17 protein-coding genes are annotated in these 18,920 nt (G+C 66.1%); 12 read left to right on the top strand and 5 right to left on the bottom strand.

Features of this window, described 5'->3' with window-relative positions; genetic code table 11:
* The first annotated feature begins 19 nt into the window (after window positions 1–19).
* The gene (locus ACSQ3P_RS03295; protein WP_069691928.1) at window positions 20–541 is read left to right on the top strand and encodes a MarR family transcriptional regulator; all 522 of its coding nucleotides are present in this window, start codon (window positions 20–22) and stop codon (window positions 539–541) included.
* A complete protein-coding gene (locus tag ACSQ3P_RS03290) occupies window positions 490–1,704 on the top strand; it encodes a glycosyltransferase (RefSeq protein ID WP_436164211.1) in 1,215 nt (404 codons plus the stop codon). The genes ACSQ3P_RS03295 and ACSQ3P_RS03290 overlap by 52 nt, the downstream gene beginning before the upstream one ends.
* A 26-nt stretch (window positions 1,705–1,730) precedes the next feature.
* Here ACSQ3P_RS03290 and ACSQ3P_RS03285 read toward each other — a convergent pair whose 3' ends face one another.
* Complete coding sequence (locus tag ACSQ3P_RS03285) at window positions 1,731–1,973, bottom strand: hypothetical protein (protein WP_139221378.1); 243 nt, start codon at window positions 1,971–1,973, stop codon at window positions 1,731–1,733.
* Between the two features lie 506 nt (window positions 1,974–2,479).
* Here ACSQ3P_RS03285 and ACSQ3P_RS03280 point away from each other — a divergent pair.
* From ACSQ3P_RS03280 to ACSQ3P_RS03265, 4 genes are all read left to right on the top strand, one after another.
* Entirely contained in the window at window positions 2,480–4,153 is a 1,674-nt protein-coding gene (locus ACSQ3P_RS03280) for an acyl-CoA dehydrogenase family protein (protein WP_436164210.1), read from the top strand.
* A 66-nt stretch (window positions 4,154–4,219) separates the two neighbouring features.
* A complete protein-coding gene (locus ACSQ3P_RS03275; protein ID WP_436164209.1) occupies window positions 4,220–5,050 on the top strand; it encodes a helix-turn-helix domain-containing protein in 831 nt (276 codons plus the stop codon).
* A 122-nt stretch (window positions 5,051–5,172) separates the two neighbouring features.
* Window positions 5,173–5,898 (top strand): alanyl-tRNA editing protein, encoded by a 726-nt coding sequence (locus ACSQ3P_RS03270; RefSeq protein WP_436164208.1) that lies wholly within the window; start codon window positions 5,173–5,175, stop codon window positions 5,896–5,898.
* Window positions 5,895–6,854: a DMT family transporter gene (locus ACSQ3P_RS03265; RefSeq protein ID WP_436164207.1), complete on the top strand. Its 960-nt coding sequence runs from the start codon at window positions 5,895–5,897 to the stop codon at window positions 6,852–6,854. The genes ACSQ3P_RS03270 and ACSQ3P_RS03265 overlap by 4 nt, the downstream gene beginning before the upstream one ends.
* A 12-nt stretch (window positions 6,855–6,866) precedes the next feature.
* Here ACSQ3P_RS03265 and ACSQ3P_RS03260 read toward each other — a convergent pair whose 3' ends face one another.
* A complete protein-coding gene (locus ACSQ3P_RS03260; protein ID WP_436164206.1) occupies window positions 6,867–7,760 on the bottom strand; it encodes a TonB family protein in 894 nt (297 codons plus the stop codon).
* 833 nt (window positions 7,761–8,593) lie between these two features.
* Between ACSQ3P_RS03260 and ACSQ3P_RS03255 the strand changes: the two genes are divergently transcribed.
* Entirely contained in the window at window positions 8,594–9,265 is a 672-nt protein-coding gene (locus tag ACSQ3P_RS03255; RefSeq protein WP_436164205.1) for a helix-turn-helix domain-containing protein, read from the top strand.
* Between the two features lie 9 nt (window positions 9,266–9,274).
* On the opposite strand, the gene glpK is transcribed toward ACSQ3P_RS03255, so the two are convergent.
* Entirely contained in the window at window positions 9,275–10,777 is a 1,503-nt protein-coding gene (glpK, locus tag ACSQ3P_RS03250) for a glycerol kinase GlpK (RefSeq protein ID WP_436164204.1), read from the bottom strand.
* Between the two features lie 336 nt (window positions 10,778–11,113).
* Here glpK and ACSQ3P_RS03245 point away from each other — a divergent pair, with 336 nt between their 5' ends.
* From ACSQ3P_RS03245 to ACSQ3P_RS03235, 3 genes are read left to right on the top strand one after another with little or no spacing between them, the layout of a single operon-like run.
* Window positions 11,114–12,151 (top strand): Ppx/GppA phosphatase family protein, encoded by a 1,038-nt coding sequence (locus tag ACSQ3P_RS03245; protein ID WP_436165149.1) that lies wholly within the window; start codon window positions 11,114–11,116, stop codon window positions 12,149–12,151.
* A gap of 58 nt (window positions 12,152–12,209) precedes the next feature.
* Window positions 12,210–12,944 (top strand): RlmE family RNA methyltransferase, encoded by a 735-nt coding sequence (locus ACSQ3P_RS03240; RefSeq protein ID WP_092177913.1) that lies wholly within the window; start codon window positions 12,210–12,212, stop codon window positions 12,942–12,944.
* Window position 12,945: 1 nt separating this feature from the next.
* Window positions 12,946–13,905, top strand: a complete 960-nt coding sequence (locus tag ACSQ3P_RS03235) for an aminoglycoside phosphotransferase family protein (RefSeq protein ID WP_436164203.1) — start codon at window positions 12,946–12,948, stop codon at window positions 13,903–13,905.
* A gap of 30 nt (window positions 13,906–13,935) precedes the next feature.
* Here the strand turns inward: ACSQ3P_RS03235 and ACSQ3P_RS03230 are convergent, their stop codons facing one another.
* On the bottom strand, window positions 13,936–15,348 hold the full coding sequence (locus ACSQ3P_RS03230) for a PLP-dependent aminotransferase family protein (protein ID WP_436164202.1): 1,413 nt from the start codon (window positions 15,346–15,348) through the stop codon (window positions 13,936–13,938).
* A 70-nt stretch (window positions 15,349–15,418) separates the two neighbouring features.
* Between ACSQ3P_RS03230 and ACSQ3P_RS03225 the strand changes: the two genes are divergently transcribed.
* Complete coding sequence (locus ACSQ3P_RS03225; RefSeq protein ID WP_436164201.1) at window positions 15,419–16,150, top strand: pyridoxamine 5'-phosphate oxidase family protein; 732 nt, start codon at window positions 15,419–15,421, stop codon at window positions 16,148–16,150.
* Window positions 16,151–16,328: 178 nt separating this feature from the next.
* Window positions 16,329–17,243 carry a DMT family transporter gene (locus ACSQ3P_RS03220; protein WP_436164200.1) on the top strand — a complete coding sequence of 305 codons (915 nt, stop codon included), beginning with the start codon at window positions 16,329–16,331 and terminating at the stop codon, window positions 17,241–17,243.
* A gap of 42 nt (window positions 17,244–17,285) precedes the next feature.
* Here the strand turns inward: ACSQ3P_RS03220 and ACSQ3P_RS03215 are convergent, their stop codons facing one another.
* Window positions 17,286–18,725 (bottom strand): MFS transporter, encoded by a 1,440-nt coding sequence (locus ACSQ3P_RS03215; RefSeq protein ID WP_436165148.1) that lies wholly within the window; start codon window positions 18,723–18,725, stop codon window positions 17,286–17,288.
* Window positions 18,726–18,920: the final 195 nt, after the last annotated feature.

The following is an 18,920-nucleotide window of genomic DNA, read 5'->3' as shown; positions in this document are numbered from 1 at the left end:
CGACGCAGACACTAATCCGATGCGCGGCTTCGTCTCCCAGCTCGACCTCGCTCGCATGATAGAGCGGGTCAGCCGGCGCTTCCTCGACTATTTGCGGCTCGAATTGACCAAGCTCGGGGTCGACGACATCTCACCGTCACAGGTGATGGTGCTGCTGACGATCGGCGCGGGCGAGATCGCGGTGCGCGATCTGCTCGACCGGGGCCACTATGTCGGGTCGAACGCGTCCTACAATCTCAAGCAGCTGGTCGAGAGCGGGTATCTCGATCGCGGCGCCTCGCCGCGCGACCGACGCCTTGCCCGAATCTCGCTCTCGCCCAAGGGGCAGCTTCTCTGCGAGCGGCTGCGCCTGCTCGACGAGACCAGCCAGTTCGGCCAGAATCCGGAGATCGACATCGAAACCGATCTTCAGACCACCCACGACACGCTGCGCCGCCTGGAACAATGGTGGAGCGATGCGTTGCGCTATGGAGGGGTCCTGCTCGCCTCATGCACATCTTATTCGTTCATCGTTCAGGATCAGGTCAATTTGCTCACCTGATCGCGCGCCTCGTCGCCGAAGGCGCCGAGGTCACGCTCATCACCGAACGGGCCGAGCAGGAGCGGCCGGGCCTCAGGCAGGTGATCTATTCCGTCGGCGAGCCGTCGACGGCCCATGCCACCCTAGCGGCGACCGACTACCATGTCCGGACCGGAGAGGCCGTGGCAGCCGAACTCGCACGGCTGCGGCGCCACGATCCGCCTGACGCCGTCATCGGCCATATCGGCTGGGGCGGCCTGCTCTTCGCGAAGGATGCGATGCCGGGCGTGCCGCTGATCGGCTATTGCGAATATTACTACAACGGAGCCGGCTCGGATCTCGATTTCGATCCGTCTTCGCCGGTCTCCGATGCGGAGCGCCGGCGCATCCGCATGCGCAACGCGGCCCAGCTCATCACGCTGGAGACGCTCGACGCCGCCTATGCGCCGACGCGCTGGCAACAGCTGCAATATCCCCGCAGCCTGCGTTCGCGCATCGCCATCTGCCATGACGGCATCGACATGACGGCGTGCCATCCCAATCCGGATGCCAGCTTCACCTTGCCCGACGGCCGCAGGCTGCGGCGCGGCGATCCGGTCGTAACGTTCGCGGCGCGCGATCTCGACCCCTACCGCGGTTATCCACAGTTCATGCGAGCAGCAGCTCTCGTCGCGCGCAAACGACCTGACACGATCTTCGTTGCGGTGGGCGGTGACGGACCCGGCTACGGCCGGCCGCGCCCGGATGGGCGGCCTTGGCGCGAAGCCATGCTGAATGAGACGGGGCTGGGCGCACAGATCGTCCATATCCCCTGGCTCGCCTATGAGGCGCTGATCCGGCTGTTCCAGGTCTCGGCCGCCCATGTCTATCTGAGCACGCCCTTCGTGCTGTCCTGGTCGGTCCTTGAGGCGATGGCTTGTGGCAGCCTCGTTGTCGGCTCGCGCACGCCGCCGGTCCAGGAGGTGATCACGGATCGGGTCAACGGCCTGCTGGTGCCGTTCTTCGATGAAGCGGCGCTGGCCGGAACCATCGATGAGGCGCTGGAGAAGCAGGCCTCCTTCGCGGGGCTGCGCCAGGCGGCCCGCAACTCGGTCGTGGCGAAATACGATCTCCAGACCTGCCTCGACCGGCAGCGCGGCCTGATCGGGCGCCTCGTCGCGCAGGACGACCTGCTCCTGGCCTGACAGGCTCCCAGGCCCTCTCAATCGAGCTACTGCAGCCGACCGAACCCCGCCCGGCGGAACGTCATCGCCTCGGTGATGAAGCGCCCGCTGCGCACCGGCCTGAAACCGGCCTCTTCCCAGCCATTGGCAGCCATGAGGCGCGCCACCATCTCATGCAGCCGCCGCAAGTGATCTTCACGATCATCGTCCAGCCATTGACCCCACCACTCTTCAATCAATCCGATCAAAGGCTCAAGTGAAGGAGCGCCCCCTTCCGCTGCGTATTGCAACGCAGCATTCCCGGCGGGGGAGGATATGATTTCCCAAATCTGGAGAGGTTCAGTTCCTCTCAACATCAATACAGACCCCTAATCGTGCCAGCCCCGCCTGCTGGCGTCCTACCCCTGAAGGCAATACTAATTGAGGCCGAGGTTGGATGCAAAGCGGGAAGCCATCGCCATCGCTAGATTAGGTTACAGAACACGAAACCGAATACAACACCGGCGGGCCGTTATCATATAGTCTGACAGCTTGATCGGCTGCCGATCCACATCATGGATCGCCAGCGATTGTTCATATTTCGCCGGTCAATGCGACGATGATAGAACTGAATTAATTCAGATTTTATTCGAATTCGTCACCTTTTCGGAGAAAACAAATCTTTGCGATCTTCCGGGAAGCCCCTGCCCGAAGGCCGCGCAGCTCCGGCCAGAGCGGCCTTTTTGCAAATTTAGCCAATAACCGTGCTCGCACGGGCCTATACTCCCCCGATCCATAATGAAGGTGAGGATTGGGCATGCCGTCGATGATCGATGCGCGGATTTATCCGGCGACGACACATGAGGTCACGAACCAGTCCGGCGCCCTGACCGGCGTCAACCTCTTCGATATGGACCAGATCCTGCGCGAGGCGATCGAACGCGAAGGAGCGGGATGGGTCGCAGACCGCGCCTCGAGGCTCGGCGCCGCCGCCGGCGACCCGGAGATCCAGGAACATGCCCATCTCGCGAACAAGCACGGCCCCGCGCTGAAGAGCCATGACCGCTTCGGGCACCGGATCGATGCCGTCGAGTTTCACCCGAGCTACCACGCCTTGATGGAGCTCGCCTTCGGGTCGGGCGTGCATTCCCTCGCCTGGACCGCGAACCGGCCCGGCGCCCATGCCGCCAGAGCCGCGCTCAGCTATCTCTGGAACGAAATCGAGAATGGCGTCGGCTGCCCCACCGGAATGGCCTATTCGGCGATACCAAGCCTGCGCCTCGTGCCCGCCATTCGCACGCTGTGGGAAGGCAAGGCTCTCGCGGAAGCCTATGATCCGCGCGCCATTGCCGCGACGGACAAGACCGCTGTCACCATCGGAATGGCCCTGACCGAGAAGCAGGGCGGCTCGGATCTACGGGCCAACACGACACGCGCCATACCGGTCGATGGCGGCGGAACCGGCGGCGAATACCGGCTGACGGGCCATAAATGGTTCTGTTCGGCACCGATGAGCGACGCCTTCCTGACGCTTGCCCAAACCGAGAAGGGGCCATCCTGCTTCTTCGTGCCGCGCTCATTGCCCGACGGGACGCGCAACCGCTTCTTCATCCAGCGGCTCAAGGACAAATGCGGCAACCGCTCCAACGCTTCGAGCGAGATCGAATACGACGACACCTATGCCATCCTGCTGAGCGAGGAAGGGCGTGGCGTCCGGGCCGCGATCGAAATGGCCCATCTGACCCGGCTCGACTTCGCCATCGGCTCGGCCGGGCTGATGCGCTGGGCCTTGAACCTGACGCTGCACCATGCGCATGGCCGCCGGGTCTTTCAGCGCGTGCTCGCCGACCAGCCCTTGATGCGCAATGTGCTGGCTGATCTCTGCCTCGAATCGGAAGCTGCAACCGTGATCGCCTTCCGCCTCGCCCGCGCCGTGGACGAGAGCGCGGCCGGCTCCGAACAGGCCCGCCTCCTGGAGCGGATCCTCACACCGGTCGCGAAATTCTGGAACTGCAAGCGTGTGCCGGCCTTCATCGCCGAAGCCCTCGAATGCCATGGCGGCAACGGCTTCATCGAGGAGCAGCCGATGGCGCGGCTCTATCGCGAGGCGCCGCTGAACGGGATCTGGGAGGGTACGGGCAATGTCATCTGCCTCGATGTCCTGCGCGCCCTGCAGCGCGAGCCCGATTCGGTTGCGGCGTTGCTCGACGAGCTCGCCTTGGCGCGGGGCGTCGACCATCGTCTCGACACCGCGATCGACGCCCTGGAAGTGGAACTCTCCGACCCGCTCGAACTGGAGCACCGCGCCCGCCATGTCACCGCGATGATCGCAACCGTCATGGAAGCCTCGCTGTTGCTGCGCCACTCGATCCCCGCCGTCGCCGACGCCTATATCGCCTCGCGGCTGGAGGGTTTGTCGAACCGGGCTTTCGGCAGCCTGCCGCGCGGGGGCGATGCTGCGGCGATCATCGCGCGGTCCCGGCTGCAATAGGCTACGGAACGAAAGGTCGCGGCGGCGGCCGGCTTTGGTTATGCTGTGATCTGGGAGATTGGCGGTTTGGCTCGCATCGATACGCGTAACAGTTCGCGCTACTGGCGGGATCCCCATGTTCCCGGCCTGAGCTGCCTTGCGGCCGATTTCACCAGCCACGAATACGCGCCGCATAGCCATGACGCCTTCGTCGTCGCGGTCACCGAGGCCGGCGGCTCGGAATTCAAGAGCCGGGGTTCGACCGAGGAGGCAAGCGCTGCCACGCTTCTGGTGTTCAACCCGGCCGAGCCCCATTCGGGACGCATGGGCTGGAGCAAGCGCTGGCGCTATCGCGGGCTCTATCTGAGCAAGCCCGCCATTGAGGCGGTGGGCCGTTCGCTCGGCATTGGGGCAACGCCCTATTTCACAGCCAATGCCTTCAAAGATGAAGTCCTCGTCGCCTCCTTCCTGGCGCTGCACCAGGCGCTCGACGACGGCCGCGATGCGCTGGAGGAGCATGAACTGCTCGTGAGCAGCTTCGGCGTGCTGTTCCGCCGCCATGGCAGCGGCGGCGAGCCCATTCCCGCCGCGCCGCGCGACCGGGAGCTCGCGGGCCTGGTCCAGGCGCTGATGAACGAGCGCTACACTGAAGAGCTCACGCTCGACGAAATGGGCACGGTCGTCGGCCTGACTCCGTTCCAGCTCATCGGACTGTTCAAGCGGGCGACGGGCCTGACGCCTCACGCCTATCTGACGCAGGTCCGGCTCAAGGCCGCTTTCCGCGAGCTCAAGGCCGGCACGCCGATCGTCGAAGCCGCCCTCGCCGCCGGATTCTGCGACCAGAGCGCGCTCAACAAGCACTTCAAGCGCTGCTTCGGCATCACGCCGCTGCAGTGGCTACGCGCGGCGCGGGGCTGAACGCCGCCGCGCAATTCCAGCCAATAGCGCCCGCCGCGATTCTGCCAATCTGCCCTGAACACCGGGCCGGCGGCTGCCGTTATGGAGCGGCAGCCGCCGGCTCAAGCCTCAGGACATCCGGCATGGCCCGCCATTACTGCCTCGACAACCCGGACACGCTCACCCTCGCCGCCGCGGTAACGGAAACAGCGCCCGGGCGTTTGCTCCTCGATGAGAGCCCGTTCTACCCGGGTGGCGGCGGGCAACTGCCCGATCGCGGCGTCCTGCACTGGGCTGGCGGCGAAAGCCGCATCGTCGGCTTCGAAGTGCAGGGAGGCAAGCTCTGGCATCTCCTGGAGGAGCCTGTCGAACTGCCCCCGGGCCCGATCGAGGCCGTCGTGGATCCGGTCTTCCGGCAACTCATGCGCGAGCTCCATACCAGCCTCCATATCGTCAACGCGCTGGTCTACCAGTCGTTCAACGGCGCGCTCGTCACCGGCGTCCAGATGAACGAGGACGGCAGCGCCCGGATCGATTTCGACCTGCCGGAGGCCGATAATGACCGCCTGCGCGCACTGGAGCCGGCGATCAACGACGTCATCAGGCAAAACCTGCCCGTCCGCGACGGCTACATCACTGAGAGCGCAGCCTTCGACGAACCGGGCCTGATCCGCTCGCGCTCGGTTGCGCCACCGCCGGCCCCTGACGGCACGATCCGCATCGTCGAAATCGTGGGGCTCGACCGCCAGGCCTGCGGCGGGACGCATCTCGCCGCGACCGGGGCGTCACGCCCGATCCGCATCCTCAAGATCGACAACAAGGGTCGCCACAACCGCCGCCTGCGCATCGGCCTCGATGGTGCGGCATGACACATCCCGTCCCGGGGCTCGCCGCTCGCCTCTGGGCGCGCCCCGCGCTTCTGCTCTGGCTGCCGCCTTTGTTCTGGGCCGGCAACCTCGTGCTCGGCCGCGCTCTCGGGCCGACCTTCCCGCCGGTCTCGCTCGCCGTCGGGCGCTGGATCGTGGCGTTCGTCGTGCTCGCCCCCTTTGTGGCGCGACGTGCCTATGAGCAGCGGCAGCTCCTGCGTCAGCACGCTCTCCTGATCCTCGCCTGTGGAGCCTTCGGCGTCGCCGGCTACAACGCACTTGGCTACCTCGCCCTCCAGACCGTGCCGGCAGCCAGCGTTGCCTTCCTGAACTCGACCTTGCCGCTGATGGTGCCGCTTGCCGCCTTCGCGCTCGGCGTCGAGCCCGTGCGGCCCAAAACCCTGTTCGGTATCGCGCTCTCCTTCCTGGGCGTCACCTGGATCGTGTCGCGCGGCGATCTCGGCAGCCTCGGGCATCTCTCGCTCGGCGGCGGCGAGATCCTCGTCCTGATCGCGGTCGCGAACTACGCGCTCTACTCGGTCCTGATCCGGCGCAAGCCCGCAGCACTGGACCCGCTCGTCTTCCTCGCCGCGACGATGGTGACGGGCCTGCTCGTGCTGATGCCGTTCTGGGTGACCGAACTTGCCCGCGGCGCGACAATTCCGCTCGATGCCGGCTCGATCGCCGCCGTGCTCTATATCGGCGTCTTCGCCTCACTCCTGGCCTTCGTGCTCTGGAACCGTTGCGTCGCCCTGCTGGGAGCGACCGTCACCGGCGCGTCCTTCCACCTCGTCGCGCTGTTCACGGCGACGCTCGCCTTCCTGCTGCTGGGCGAGCCCGTCCGCTCGTTCCATCTCATCGGGATCGCGCTGATCCTGGCGGGCTTTGCCGTCGCGACCGCCAGCAGGCGGGCGCCAGCCCCTCGGCTCGACCAGGCCGACAGCCCCTCCCCGCCCTGACCCTCAACAAGCTCAGCGCGAGAACCTGACCGGCACGGCCAGCGCGATCGTCCCGCCACCGACGCCTTGCGGCGGGGCCGGCACCGGGCTCGCCCGCCGGACCATCGCCACGGCCTCCTCATCGAGGATCGCATCGCCCGAGGAACCCGCCAGGCGCGCCGAGAGCACGCGACCGCCGCGATCGATGCTGAAGGCGACCTGCACCGTGCCGGGGCTCGCCCCGCCGGGGAAGCGCTTGTAGCGATTGAGATGGGCGATCAGCGTGCCGCGCCAGCTCGCCGGCGACACTGACGGCGCGGAGGCAGCCCCGACCGAGGGCGCGGCCATGCTGAGCGCCGTCTGGGCCTGCGCGCTCGGCGGCGCGGATGTCTGGCGCATCTGCGGGCGGTCGGGCTCGATCGGCTTGCGCCTCTCGGCCACGCGCGGCTTCAGCGGAGGCGGCTTGCGCTGCACCACCGGGCGCGGCGGCGGCGGAGGCGGCGGCAGCACCACCGGCGCATCGGCGATCTGCGGCATGTCGGGCAGCTTGATCTCGGGCTCGGGGTGCGCCACCGGCAGCGGAACCTCCGGCTGTGGCTCGACCGGCTTCACCATCGGCTGAGGCTCGGGCGGCGTCTCCTCGGGCGGCTTCTCGACGACCTGTTCAGGCGCAGGTTCTGGCTGGGCCTCGACCATTTCGGGACCGGGAGCGACCTCCTGCGGCGGCGCCTCGGGGGCAACCGCGATCGGCGCGAGTTCGATCATCACGGCCGCCGGCGGCTCACCCACCGCGGCCTCGGCCTGCTGCCAGTTCAGGATCATCCAACCGGCCCCGACATGGGCGCCGGCGACGACGAGCGCCGCCACGCTCCAACGCAGGGCGCCCGGCCAGAAGCGCGAAGCACTCACATCGCGCCCCATGCTCATGGCCGCCGCATCGACGCTGCGCCGCGATCGAGATCGCAACGTACCTGCTGGCAACGGCCGGGCTTGCCCTGCCGGCTCGTTTCCAGGCGGATGACACGCTTCCTACGATCCATCGCGGAGTCTGGTCCCAATCGTCAGCGCCCCGGGCCCTTGCGGTCCCGTTGCGGCTTAAATCCGACACGGCCGAGCGGGGCGCATATCCAAGAAACGTCTGGCTCACCCCAAAAACGGGCAGGCTGTGAAGGCTCGGACATCGCCGAACCACGCTCAATTCCGCGTGGTCACGGCAACTCGTCGACACTGCGACGTGCCATAGCAAATCGAAATTTCTTCTGCAACAACAGTAGTTTATATCGATTCTAGACAAGGCCGGAATCCCGAACCGGATACTGCACGGGCCTGCGCGCAACGCAGCCCTGCACCCGCTCGATGCAGGGGGCGGTCGCGCACCGTTGCGAGGCCATCAACCACGGCCCTTGCCAAGTTTCCTCCTCGGCACGATGGGGCGGACAGGCAAGCCATGGAGCGCTCCGAAAGGAGAGTGCCGTCATCCCTGCAAAATAGGCCTGCGCCCAATGCTGCAACGCATGACTAAACGCGACGCTGCAACCACGGTGAGGTAGCGCAACGCAGGATTGATATTATACCTGCATAAATGAATCGCGGGCTTCCCGAACAGGCTCGAAATCTTCGAAAAGTGAAGATGTCTTCTCCATATAACCAATTTCCGACTACTGATCCGACAAATCGACCGCGCTGGCTGCGGCAGCACCATTGCGGCCCGTCGCAGCCTGCGGTCTGGACCAGCACAGCAAAACGTCACGAGCATGATGATGCCTGACATCGCCATATCGGCGCTGAGGACATTCGCGATGTTCTCCGGCGCACAGGAAAGCACGCTGCGCGAACTCGCGCCGAGTTGCATCTTCCAGTCCTTCTCGGCCGGCATCGAGATCAACAGGGTCGGCCAGGTTCCGCGCTACATCTACTGCCTGCGCTCCGGCTCCACCGAAGCCTGGGCCCGGTTGAACGATGCCGAAACCATCCTCGCCACGACAACGGCACCGATGGTGTTCGAGGTGGCCGCGACCATGCGAAATCAACCCGCCGCGTTGTCGATCGTCACGCGCGAGGCTTGCGAAGCCATCGCCATCGAAACGGGGGCCTTCCTGAAGGCGGTGCGCGACGACCAGGCCGTCTGCAACGCCGCGCTGCTTCATGTCTCAGGGACCTATCTGGCGATGACGCACCGGCTTCTCGATCAGAAGCTGCGGACGGCGGAACAGCGGCTTTCGCAATGGATTCTGGCCAAGATGGACCCGAGCGGTCGCTCCGCGACCGTCGAGATCGTCTTCTCGAAACGTGCTTTGGCCTATGAACTCGGCATGTCGCCGGCCAATCTGTCGCGGCTGTTCAATGTCCTGCGCGAGCACGGCATCGCGGTCGACGGCAAGACCATGACCATCACCGACCTCAAAAAGCTCGAGGCATTGGCTCAAGGCTGAGAGTGGTGCTCACGCCCCGCTCAAGGTCCGGCGCACGCTGTCGCGCCAGCCTGCGACCTTGCGCTCCCGCTCGCTCCCGGCCATCGTCGGCGAGAAGCGCCGGTCGAGCCGCCAGAGATCGGCGAAACGATCAGGCTCCGGCAGCAGCCCCGCATCCAGCCCGGCGAGGTAGGCCGCGCCCAGCGCGGTGGTCTCCAGCACCGAGGGGCGGTCGACGGCGAGGTCGAGAATGTCGGCCAGCCTCTGCATCGTCCAGTCCGAGGCCACCATGCCGCCATCGACCCGCAGCACCGACTGGCCCTGCCCCGCCGCCGGCCAGTCGGCCCGCATCGCCTCGATCAGGTCGAGCGTCTGGTAGCAGACGCTTTCGAGCGCAGCCCGGGCGAATTCGCGCGGACCACTGTTACGCGTCAGTCCGAACATCGCGCCGCGCGCCTGCGCATCCCAATGCGGCGCGCCAAGGCCGACGAAGGCCGGCACCAGATAAACCTCCTGCGCCGGATCGGCCGCTTGCGCCAGAGGGCCGGTCTCGCTCGCCTTTTCGATGATGCCGAGCCCGTCACGCAGCCATTGCACCGCTGCGCCCGCAATGAAGATCGAGCCCTCCAGCGCATAGGTTCGTTCGCCGCCGAACTGGTAGGCGATGGTGCTGAGCAGCCGATGCTTCGAGGCGACCGGCGCAGCCCCCGTATTGAGCAAGGCGAAGCAGCCCGTGCCATAGGTCGACTTCACCATGCCGGGCGAGAAGCAGGCCTGCCCGATCGTCGCCGCCTGCTGGTCCCCGGCGATGCCACGCACCGGGATCGGCTTGCCGAAATGCTCCGGCGCACTCTCGCCAAACAGCGTGGCGCAATCCTTGACCTCGGGCAGGAGCGCGACTGGGACCCCGAACAGTGCCAGCAACTCCGCATCCCAGACGCCGCGCTTGATGTCGAACAGCATGGTGCGCGCCGCATTGGTCGCGTCGGTCGCATGCACAGCCCCGCCGGTCAGCCGCCAGAGCAGGAATGAATCGACCGTCCCGAAGGCGAGTTCCCCGGCCTCCGCCCGGCGGCGGGCGCCTGGCACATTGTCGAGAAGCCAGGCGATCTTGGTCGCGGAGAAATAGGGGTCGATCCGCAAGCCCGTCCGCTCGGCAACGAGCCCCTCATGCCCTGCCTCGACCAGCTTCGTACAAGCCTCCGCCGTGCGCCGGTCCTGCCAGACGATGGCGCGATGGATCGCACGGCCCGTGCTGCGGTCCCAGATCAGCGTGGTCTCGCGCTGATTGGTGATTCCGATCGCCGCGACGTCGCCCGCACCGAGGCCGGCCTTCGCAATCGCCGCGCGGCAGGTCGCCAGCACACTCTCCCACAGATCTTCAGGCTCGTGCTCGACCCAACCCGAGGCGGGGAAATGCTGCGTGAATTCCTTCTGGGCGCTGGCGACGGCGCGCAGCCCCTCATCGAACAGAATCGCGCGGGAGGAGGTCGTTCCCTGGTCGATCGCGAGGATATGGCGTGCTGCGCCCATGAGGCTTTCGTCCCTGCCTAACCGATGATCGACTTACCGCGACCTGCCCGCAGACTGGCCGAAACCGGGAGTGCGCGGCAAGAGCATGTGGCAAGAGCTTGATGACCGCCATCGGCTGCGGCGAAAGGTTCCGCTTGGCACTGCCATCGTGCTGTTGTTACGCTCGCTTCCGAAGCAAGCGGCCGGGCGTATTGTCCGGCTCCCGTCGCAGCGTGAAAGCGCCTGCAGGCGGCCAGGGGATTAGAAGCGGTGGCGGTGGAGGACCGGCAGGAGCAAGGCGTCGCAACCATGGCGCCGGTGCAGGCCCATAGCGTCGATTCGCTCATGATCGGCGCAATGCCCCATGACGCGGTCGCTCCTTTGCCCGTGCACGCCTATGCTCAGCGTCCGCCCGCCGCCACCTATGCCGCGCTCGACCTCGGCACCAATAACTGCCGCCTGCTGATCGCCAGGCCCGCGCAGCACGGCTTTCGCGTCGTCGACGCCTTTTCGCGCATCGTCCGGCTCGGCGAGGGCCTGGCCGCGAGCGGCAAGCTTGGCGAGGCGGCGATGGATCGCGCCGTCGAGGCGTTGAAGGTCTGCCAGACCAAGATGACGAATCGCGGCGTCACCCGCGCCCGGTTGGTGACGACGGAAGCTTGCCGCGCCGCGACTAACGGGCTCGAATTCGTCCGCCGCGTCGCTGACGAAGCCGAGCTCGAACTCGAGATCGTCGACCAGCGTACCGAGGCCTCGCTCGCAGTCTCGGGCTGCGCCGCGCTCGCCGACCCGGCCGCCGAAGGCGTCATCGTCTTCGACATCGGCGGCGGCTCCACCGAGATCGTCTGGATGGGAGGGCGCAACGAGGCGCGTGATCCAGCCGCGCGTATCCGCGAATGGGCGTCGCTGCCGATCGGCGTCGTCACAGTCGCCGAGCGCTATGGCGGTGTCGATGTCGATCGCGCCCTCTTCGAGCGTATGGTCGAGGATTGCACGCAGGCGCTGGAGCCCTTCGCGAAGAAGGCCTCGGCAGTGCGCTGCGCCAAGAGCTTCCATCTGCTCGGCACCTCGGGCACCGTGACCACCGTCGCCGGCATCCATCTCGGCCTGCCGCGTTATGATCGCCGCGTCGTCGATGGTTTATGGATGCGGCAGGAAGATATCCTGACGGTCATCGACCAATTGGTCGAGATGGACTATGCCGCTCGGGCGGCGAATGCCTGCATCGGCCGTGAACGCGCCGATCTGGTGCTCGCGGGCTGCGCCATCTTCGAGGCGATCCGCCGGGCCTTCCCGAGCGACCGTGTCCGCATCGCCGATCGCGGCCTGCGCGAGGGCATCCTGCTCAGGATGATGCACGAGGATCGCGCCTGGTGGCGGCGCAGGCAGGCATGAGGCCGGCACGACGATGAAAGCTGGCTGAGCGCCGGCAAAAGGATATGGGCGAACAGCCATGAGTGTCGGCAAACTGGGCGGCAAATCGAATGTCGCCGGAGCCCGCGACCTGCGGGTCAAGGTCAAGAAGGCAGGGAAGCTCAAGCATTCCTCGCAGCTCTGGCTCGAGCGTCAGCTCAACGACCCCTATGTCAAGCGGGCCCGCGAACTCGGCCATCGCTCGCGCGCCGCCTTCAAGATCGAGGAGATGGACGACCGCTACAAGTTCCTCAAGACGGGACAGAAGCTGATCGACCTCGGTTGCGCGCCCGGCGGCTGGTGCCAGATCGCAGCCAAGCGTATCGGCCTCGAACAGGGCAAGGGCCGCATCGTCGGCATCGATCTGCTTCATGTCGATCCGATCCCCGGCGTCGATCTGATCGAGATGGACTTCATGGCAGAGGAGGCCCCCGCCCTCCTGACCGAACGCCTTGGCGGGCGTGCCGACGGCGTGATGTCCGACATGGCGGCCAACACCACCGGCCACAAGAAGACCGACCATCTCAAGATCATCGCGCTGGCCGAGGCTGCGCTCGAATTCGCCAACGGTATCCTGGCGCCGGGCGGCTTCTTCCTGGCAAAGCTCTTCCAGGGCGGCGACAGCGCCGAATTGCTCAAGCAGCTCAAGCGCGATTTCACATTGGTGCGCAACGTCAAGCCAGCGGCAAGTCGTCCGGATTCCTCGGAGCTCTATGTGCTGGCGACGGGATTTCGGCGCAAGCCCGAACCCAGCGACGCAGCGCCGACCGGCTGAGATGACGGGCCTTCCGTTGCTGGAGACCGGCCAGGCCTTCGCGGCCTGGCGTACGGACACGGCACGCTGGTTGCCGGCAGCGCTCGACATCGCGCGCAGCCATGGCTTGCCTGCGGGCAATCCTCATATCTTTGCCACGGGCACCAATCTCGTCCTGGGTCTCGGCCCGGATCTGGTCTTGAAGATCTTTCCGCCGGCCCTCAGGAGCCAGTTCGTCTCGGAACGTGCAACGCTGAAGCAATTGCGCGGGCGGCTCGATATTCCCACGCCCGAGATCGTCCTGGAGGGCGAGCGGGATCAGTGGCCCTATCTCGCAATGACCCGCCTCAGCGGCACGCTTGGCTCGGAAATCTGGCCATTTTTGACGGAAAGCTGGAAGGAAACCGTTCTCCGCCAGATCGGGGAGACCATCGCCCAGGTCCAGCGAGCGCCGATCGGCGAGCTCGCGCTCATCGAACCCGGCTGGGCCGAGTTCATGTCCCGGCAGATCGCGGGCTGCCGGGCGCGCCAGATCCGCTTGGGATTGCCGGAGAAATACTGGGACGAGCTCGATGCCCTGATCGCTGCCACCCCGGCCCTGATCCCGATGAATGCTGCCCCCGTCATCCTGACCGGCGAATATATCCCCGAGAATTTCCTGCTTGAGCCCGCGGGTGATGGCTGGCGGCTCGCCGGCCTCTTCGATTTCGGAGACGTCCTCGCCGGTTGGGGCGAATATGATCTTCTGGGCCCCAGCGCCTTCATGACCGAAGGACGACCAGGCCGCGTGCGCAACCTGCTGCAGGGTTTCGGCTATTCGCCCGCCGAGATCGATCCGGCCCTGACGCGGCGATTATTGACGCTGACCTTCCTGCATCGCGCCAGCGATCCCATGAGCAAGATCGCCATCCCGGATTGGCACGAAAAGGCGGCGACGCTGGCCGAGCTCGAAGGCATGCTGTGGCCGCTCGACGCGATCTAGGCGCGCCCGACGTTTCCAGCCAGGGCCACGTCACCCGAGGATCGCGTCAAGCCTGGCCGCCGCGGCGCGCAGTTCGTCATCCGCAAACCCCGAAAATCCCAGGACCAGCCCCTGCTGCGGTTGAGCCGTCACGAACATCGATGACAGCGCCCGCGCGCCGACGCCTGCCGCCTTCGCGGCCGCGACGATCTCGACATCGCAGCGCGCGGATGTGAGCTTCGCCACCAGATGCAGCCCCTGCTCCGGCGCGGTCACATCCAGAACGCCGGCGCGGCAAGCCTGAAGTCCCGCCACCAGCGCATCGCGTGCCGCATGGACCCGCCGGCGACTGCGGCGCAGATGCCCGGCGAAATGGCCCTCGTTCAGCAGATCCGTAAGCGCGCCCTCAGCTAGGCTCGGCGGATGCCTGTCCGTGCGAGCACGCAGCTCGAGCACAGCATCGAGCAGCGGCTCCGGCACGACGGCGTAGCCGACCCTCAACCCTGGAAACAGCACTTTTGAGAAGGTGCCGAGATAGGCGACGCGGCCCGAGGCATCCATGCCCTGCAAGGCGGTGAGAGGCGGCCCGGCATAGCGGAACTCGCTGTCGTAGTCGTCCTCGATGATCCAGGCCTCGTTGCGCCGCGCCCAGTCGATCAGGGCCAGGCGGCGGCGCATCGTCATCGTGATGCCAAGCGGAAACTGGTGCGAGGGCGTGACGTAGACGGCCCGCGCCCGTGGGCAGAGCGCCTCGCCGAGGGCAGGATCCAGCCCCTCGGAATCGACGGGGACGCCGACGACATGGCCGCCGGAATTGGCGAGCGCCGCATGCGCCATCGGATAGCAGGGATCCTCGATCCAGACGGCATCGCCTGGGCGGATCGCGGCGCGGATCAGCAGATCGAGCCCCTGCTGGGAGCCCGAGGTCACGATGATCTGCCCCGCATCGCAGCGGACGCCCCGCGCCGAGCGGAGATAGGCGGCGATGGCTTGGCGAAGCGCGAGTCCGCCGCGCGGATCGCCATAGTGGAAATGCTCCGGCCCCGGCCGAGCCAGACGTCTGGCGAGGAGGCTCCGGAACACCCGCAGCGTCCGCGCATCGGGTGTGGCTACGCCGAGCGCGCAAGGCAGAGGCGGCGAGACCTCAAGATCCGGCCCGCGCTCCTTGACGGCCGCCACCGGCAAATGCGGGACCTGCGCCGCGACGAAGGTTCCCGCGCCGACCCTGGCCTCGGCGAAACCATCAGCCGTCAGCATCTCGAAGGCCGCGACGGCCGAAGCACGCGAGAGGCCAAAACGCCGGGCGAGGTCACGCGTCGTCGGCAGCTTGGCCCCTGCCGGCACAACCCCGGCTTCGATCAATCGCCTGATCGCCGCGTAGAGCTCCCTGGTGCGAGGCCCCTCGCCTGGCAGCACGGGCATGAGCGCCGACCAATCCGGCAGATTGGTTGTCTTTTTATGCACAAGATTGGTTCTTCTGTGAGCCAATGTCATGCCGCAGATTGCACAGGCACGACAGAAGGATGCAAGCGCGGTGACCGACGCTCAGATCGACGAAGCCTTCCCCATCACGAGCCGCAACCGGGTGAAGCGCCTGCATGAACGCGGTCGCTACGACCGGGCCGCCGTCTTCGCCATCCTCGATGCGGGCCTGCTGTGCCACGTCGCCTATGTGCTCGACGGCCAGCCCTATTGCACCCCGACGATTCACTGGCGCGAGGACGATGTCCTCTACTGGCATGGCTCCTCGGCCAGCCGCATGCTGCGCCATCTGCGCGCGGGAACGCCGGCCTGCCTGACCGTTTCCCATCTCGACGGGCTCGTGCTGGCCCGCTCGGGTTTCAATCATTCCGCCAATTATCGCTCGGCGATGTGCTTCGGCACGGCCCGGATCATCGACGATCCCGAGGAGAAGGCGCGCGCGCTCCTGGGCGTCGTCAACCGCTTCTATCCCGACCGGGCCGAGACGCTGCGTCAGACCAGCACGCAGGAGAGCAAGGCCACGATGGTCATCGGCATGCGCATCGAGGAGGCCTCGGCAAAAACCCGCGCCAAGGGCGTCGGCGACGATGAAGAGGACTATGGTCACCCCGTCTGGGCGGGCGTGATCCCGGTCAGAACGGTTGTCGGCGCCGAAGAGCCCTGCCCGCGATTGCTGCCGGGCCTCGCGCGGCCGGAGAGCCTGTCAGCCTACCGCGAAGGCGCGCGGCTGGACGAAGCGCTCACGCAGACCCAGCGCCTCTATGAGCGCGAGCCCGAGCATTAGAGCGTTTTCGTGCGGAGTGGACACCGGTCCGTGTGAAGAAAACGCGCTAGAACAAGGGTCTGGAGCAATGTCTTGAGGCATGCGATCGGCGCGACGCATTGTTCGCCGCCTCGAAACACCACCCCTGACAGAACGGCGCCAGGAGCCTGCTAGAACTTTCCCCGGCAGGGGGAAGGCGATGCATCCAGACAAGGACAAATGGCTCGGCACGCTGCTGATCGTGGCTTCGGCGATCGCCTACAGCTTGTCGGGCTATTTCACCCGCCTGGTCGATCACGATGTATGGACCATATTGTTCTGGCGCGGAATCTTCGGCGGCGTGTTCTTGGGTGCCTATATCGCATGGCGTCATCGGCCTGATTTGCTGGGTTCTGTCCGTGCGATGGGATGGGCCGGGCTGTGGGTCATGCTGCTGTCAGCGGCTGCCACGATCTGCTTCATCAATGCTCTGCGGCTGACTCCAGTCGCGGATGTCATGACGATCCACGCCGCGATCCCCTTCATGACCGCCGTTCTCGCGCTCGTCATTGCCGGCGAGAAGGAGGATTGGATGACATGGGCGGCGAGCATTGCAGCGCTTGCCGGGGTTGCGATCATCGTGAACCCTCAGGCATCGGCCGGTCATCTCACGGGCTACGCCTTGGCGATGGGGATGGCGCTGTCATACGCCGCGGTGATGGTGGTCATTCGCAAGAACCGGCATGTTTCCATGCTGCCGGCGGCCTGCCTATCGGCCTTCCTCTGCACGCTCATCGCCTTGCCCTTCGCGAGCCCCTCTCACGTCACGGCAGCAAGTCTGTTCGATCTGTTTTTGTTTGGCACCGTCCAATTCGGCCTGGGCCTGCTGCTCATGACGACCGGCACACGCCTGATTTCGGCGACACGTTCCGCACTGATCGGCAGCATGGAAAACCCTCTCGCGCCGCTATGGGTTTGGCTGGCATTCAGCGAACGGCCGTCCCTGTCCGCCTGGATCGGCGGCTGCATCGTCATGGCCGCCGTCATCGTCGATGGTCTCGTCAAATCGACGCGAAAGCGAGATCTCGCTGGAGAAGCCGAACACATGCCTCCCTCACCGCGGCTTTCGCGGTGATCCCCTGGCTTGGAAAGCGACGCCGACCTTTTTTAAAACCACTCACTCCAGCGGCTTCTGATCCGCGATCGCCTCCGCCGTCGCCTTGCGAGCGCTGAACGGGGCGTGGCCCGAGACCTCCGCACCGGCGTCGGGCGCGAGCCGCACCATCCAGAACACCGACGAGGCCGAAACCAGCCCGACCAGCGCGAAGGCCGGCCAGAAATCGCCCGCCCCCAGCGCCTTGCCGCCATTGAAGGCGTTGGCCGTCTCCAGCGCGAAGGCGCCGATGGTGACGCCGACGCTCAATGACAATTGCTGGGCGACACTGGAGAAGCTGGTCGCGCTCGACATCTCGCGATTGGAGACGTCGGCATAGCTCAGAGCGTTGATGCCGGTGAATTGCAGCGAACGGAAGCAGCCGCCGATCAGCAGGACCGAGAGCATCAGCCAATGCGGCGTCAGCGGCGTGAACAGGCCCGATGCCGCCAGGAAGGCCGCGCCGAACAGCGCGTTGACCGCCAGCACGTTGCGGAAGCCGAAGCGCGCCAGGATGGTCTTGGCGAGCGTCTTCATGATCAGCGCGCCAGCGGCCGAGGCGAAGGTGATCAGCCCCGATTGCAAGGCGTCGAGACCGAAGCCGAGCTGCAGCATCAGCGGCAGCAGGAAGGGAATCGCGCCGATGCCGGTGCGGAAGATCGAGCCGCCGACCACGCCGATGCGGAAGGTCGGAATCCGCAGCAGCGACAGGTTGAGCACGGGATAGGCGACGTTGCGCGCATGGAACCAGTAGGCGGTCAGCGCCGCGACACCGGCTGCAACGCAGGCATAAGAGACCGCCTCCGGCACCAGATGGCGCCCGCCCGTGGCCAGGCCCAGCATCAGGCTGGCGAAGCCGAAGGAGGACAGGATGAAGCCGCGAATGTCGAGCGGCGCGACATCCTCCTCGCGTATATCCTCGAAGAACAGGCTCGACAGCACGATGCCGATGAGACCGATCGGAATGTTGATGAAGAAGATCCAGCGCCAGTCGAAATAGGTGGTGATGAAGCCACCCAGCGGCGGCCCGACGACGGGACCGACCAGCGCCGGCACGGTAAGATAGGCAAGCGCGCTGACGAGCTCCGATTTCTCGACGCTGCGCAAGATCACGAGCCGGCCGACCGGCACCATCATCGCCCCGCCCATGCCCTGGATGAAGCGCGCCCCGACGAAGGCCCCGAGCGAATTCGACAAGGCGCACAGCACCGAGCCGACCATGAAGACGCAAAGCGCTGCCCGGAAGACCGTGCGCGCACCATAGCGGTCCGCCATCCAGCCCGAGATCGGGATGAAGACGGCGAGGCTGACGAGATAGGAGGTCAGCGCCAGCTTCAGCGCGATCGGATCCTCGCCCAGCGATTGCGCGATCACCGGCAGCGAGGTCGCGATCACCGTGGAGTCGGTGTTCTCCATGAACAGCGCGCAAGCGACTATCAAGGGCAGGAGCTTGGCACGCTGCATCAAGACGGAAGACTCTCGACAAGAGGCCGGACGATTTGGGGGAACCATATGGAGCAGAACGCAACGGAAACATAGCTCCCGCGGAGCCGGATAGGTGGGAAGCCGAATTGCTTTCAGGGCATAACGGCGGGCTCGGCCACGGCTGCGGCAGAGCCCCCACTGACGGCGACGCATCGCTGCCTTGCGTCGCCGTCC

The organism is Allobosea sp. LjRoot9 (genome assembly GCF_964252745.1).
Classification (GTDB): Bacteria; Pseudomonadota; Alphaproteobacteria; order Rhizobiales; family Beijerinckiaceae; genus Allobosea.
Note: the sequence above shows the minus strand (reverse complement) of the source record. Positions and strands in the feature narration are given on the sequence as shown.

Excerpts from the sequence above, each read along its gene's own strand:
- ACSQ3P_RS03220 (WP_436164200.1), top strand. The coding sequence starts at position 16,329 with ATGCATCCAGACAAGGACAAATGGCTCGGCACGCTGCTGATCGTGGCT.
- ACSQ3P_RS03215 (WP_436165148.1), bottom strand. The coding sequence starts at position 18,725 with ATGCAGCGTGCCAAGCTCCTGCCCTTGATAGTCGCTTGCGCGCTGTTC.
- ACSQ3P_RS03240 (WP_092177913.1), top strand. The coding sequence starts at position 12,210 with ATGAGTGTCGGCAAACTGGGCGGCAAATCGAATGTCGCCGGAGCCCGC.
- ACSQ3P_RS03270 (WP_436164208.1), top strand. The coding sequence starts at position 5,173 with ATGGCCCGCCATTACTGCCTCGACAACCCGGACACGCTCACCCTCGCC.
- ACSQ3P_RS03260 (WP_436164206.1), bottom strand. The coding sequence starts at position 7,760 with ATGAGCATGGGGCGCGATGTGAGTGCTTCGCGCTTCTGGCCGGGCGCC.
- ACSQ3P_RS03295 (WP_069691928.1), top strand. The coding sequence starts at position 20 with ATGCGCGGCTTCGTCTCCCAGCTCGACCTCGCTCGCATGATAGAGCGG.
- ACSQ3P_RS03245 (WP_436165149.1), top strand. The coding sequence starts at position 11,114 with ATGCCCCATGACGCGGTCGCTCCTTTGCCCGTGCACGCCTATGCTCAG.
- glpK (WP_436164204.1), bottom strand. The coding sequence starts at position 10,777 with ATGGGCGCAGCACGCCATATCCTCGCGATCGACCAGGGAACGACCTCC.
- ACSQ3P_RS03265 (WP_436164207.1), top strand. The coding sequence starts at position 5,895 with ATGACACATCCCGTCCCGGGGCTCGCCGCTCGCCTCTGGGCGCGCCCC.
- ACSQ3P_RS03235 (WP_436164203.1), top strand. The coding sequence starts at position 12,946 with ATGACGGGCCTTCCGTTGCTGGAGACCGGCCAGGCCTTCGCGGCCTGG.
- ACSQ3P_RS03255 (WP_436164205.1), top strand. The coding sequence starts at position 8,594 with ATGCCTGACATCGCCATATCGGCGCTGAGGACATTCGCGATGTTCTCC.
- ACSQ3P_RS03280 (WP_436164210.1), top strand. The coding sequence starts at position 2,480 with ATGCCGTCGATGATCGATGCGCGGATTTATCCGGCGACGACACATGAG.
- ACSQ3P_RS03290 (WP_436164211.1), top strand. The coding sequence starts at position 490 with ATGCACATCTTATTCGTTCATCGTTCAGGATCAGGTCAATTTGCTCAC.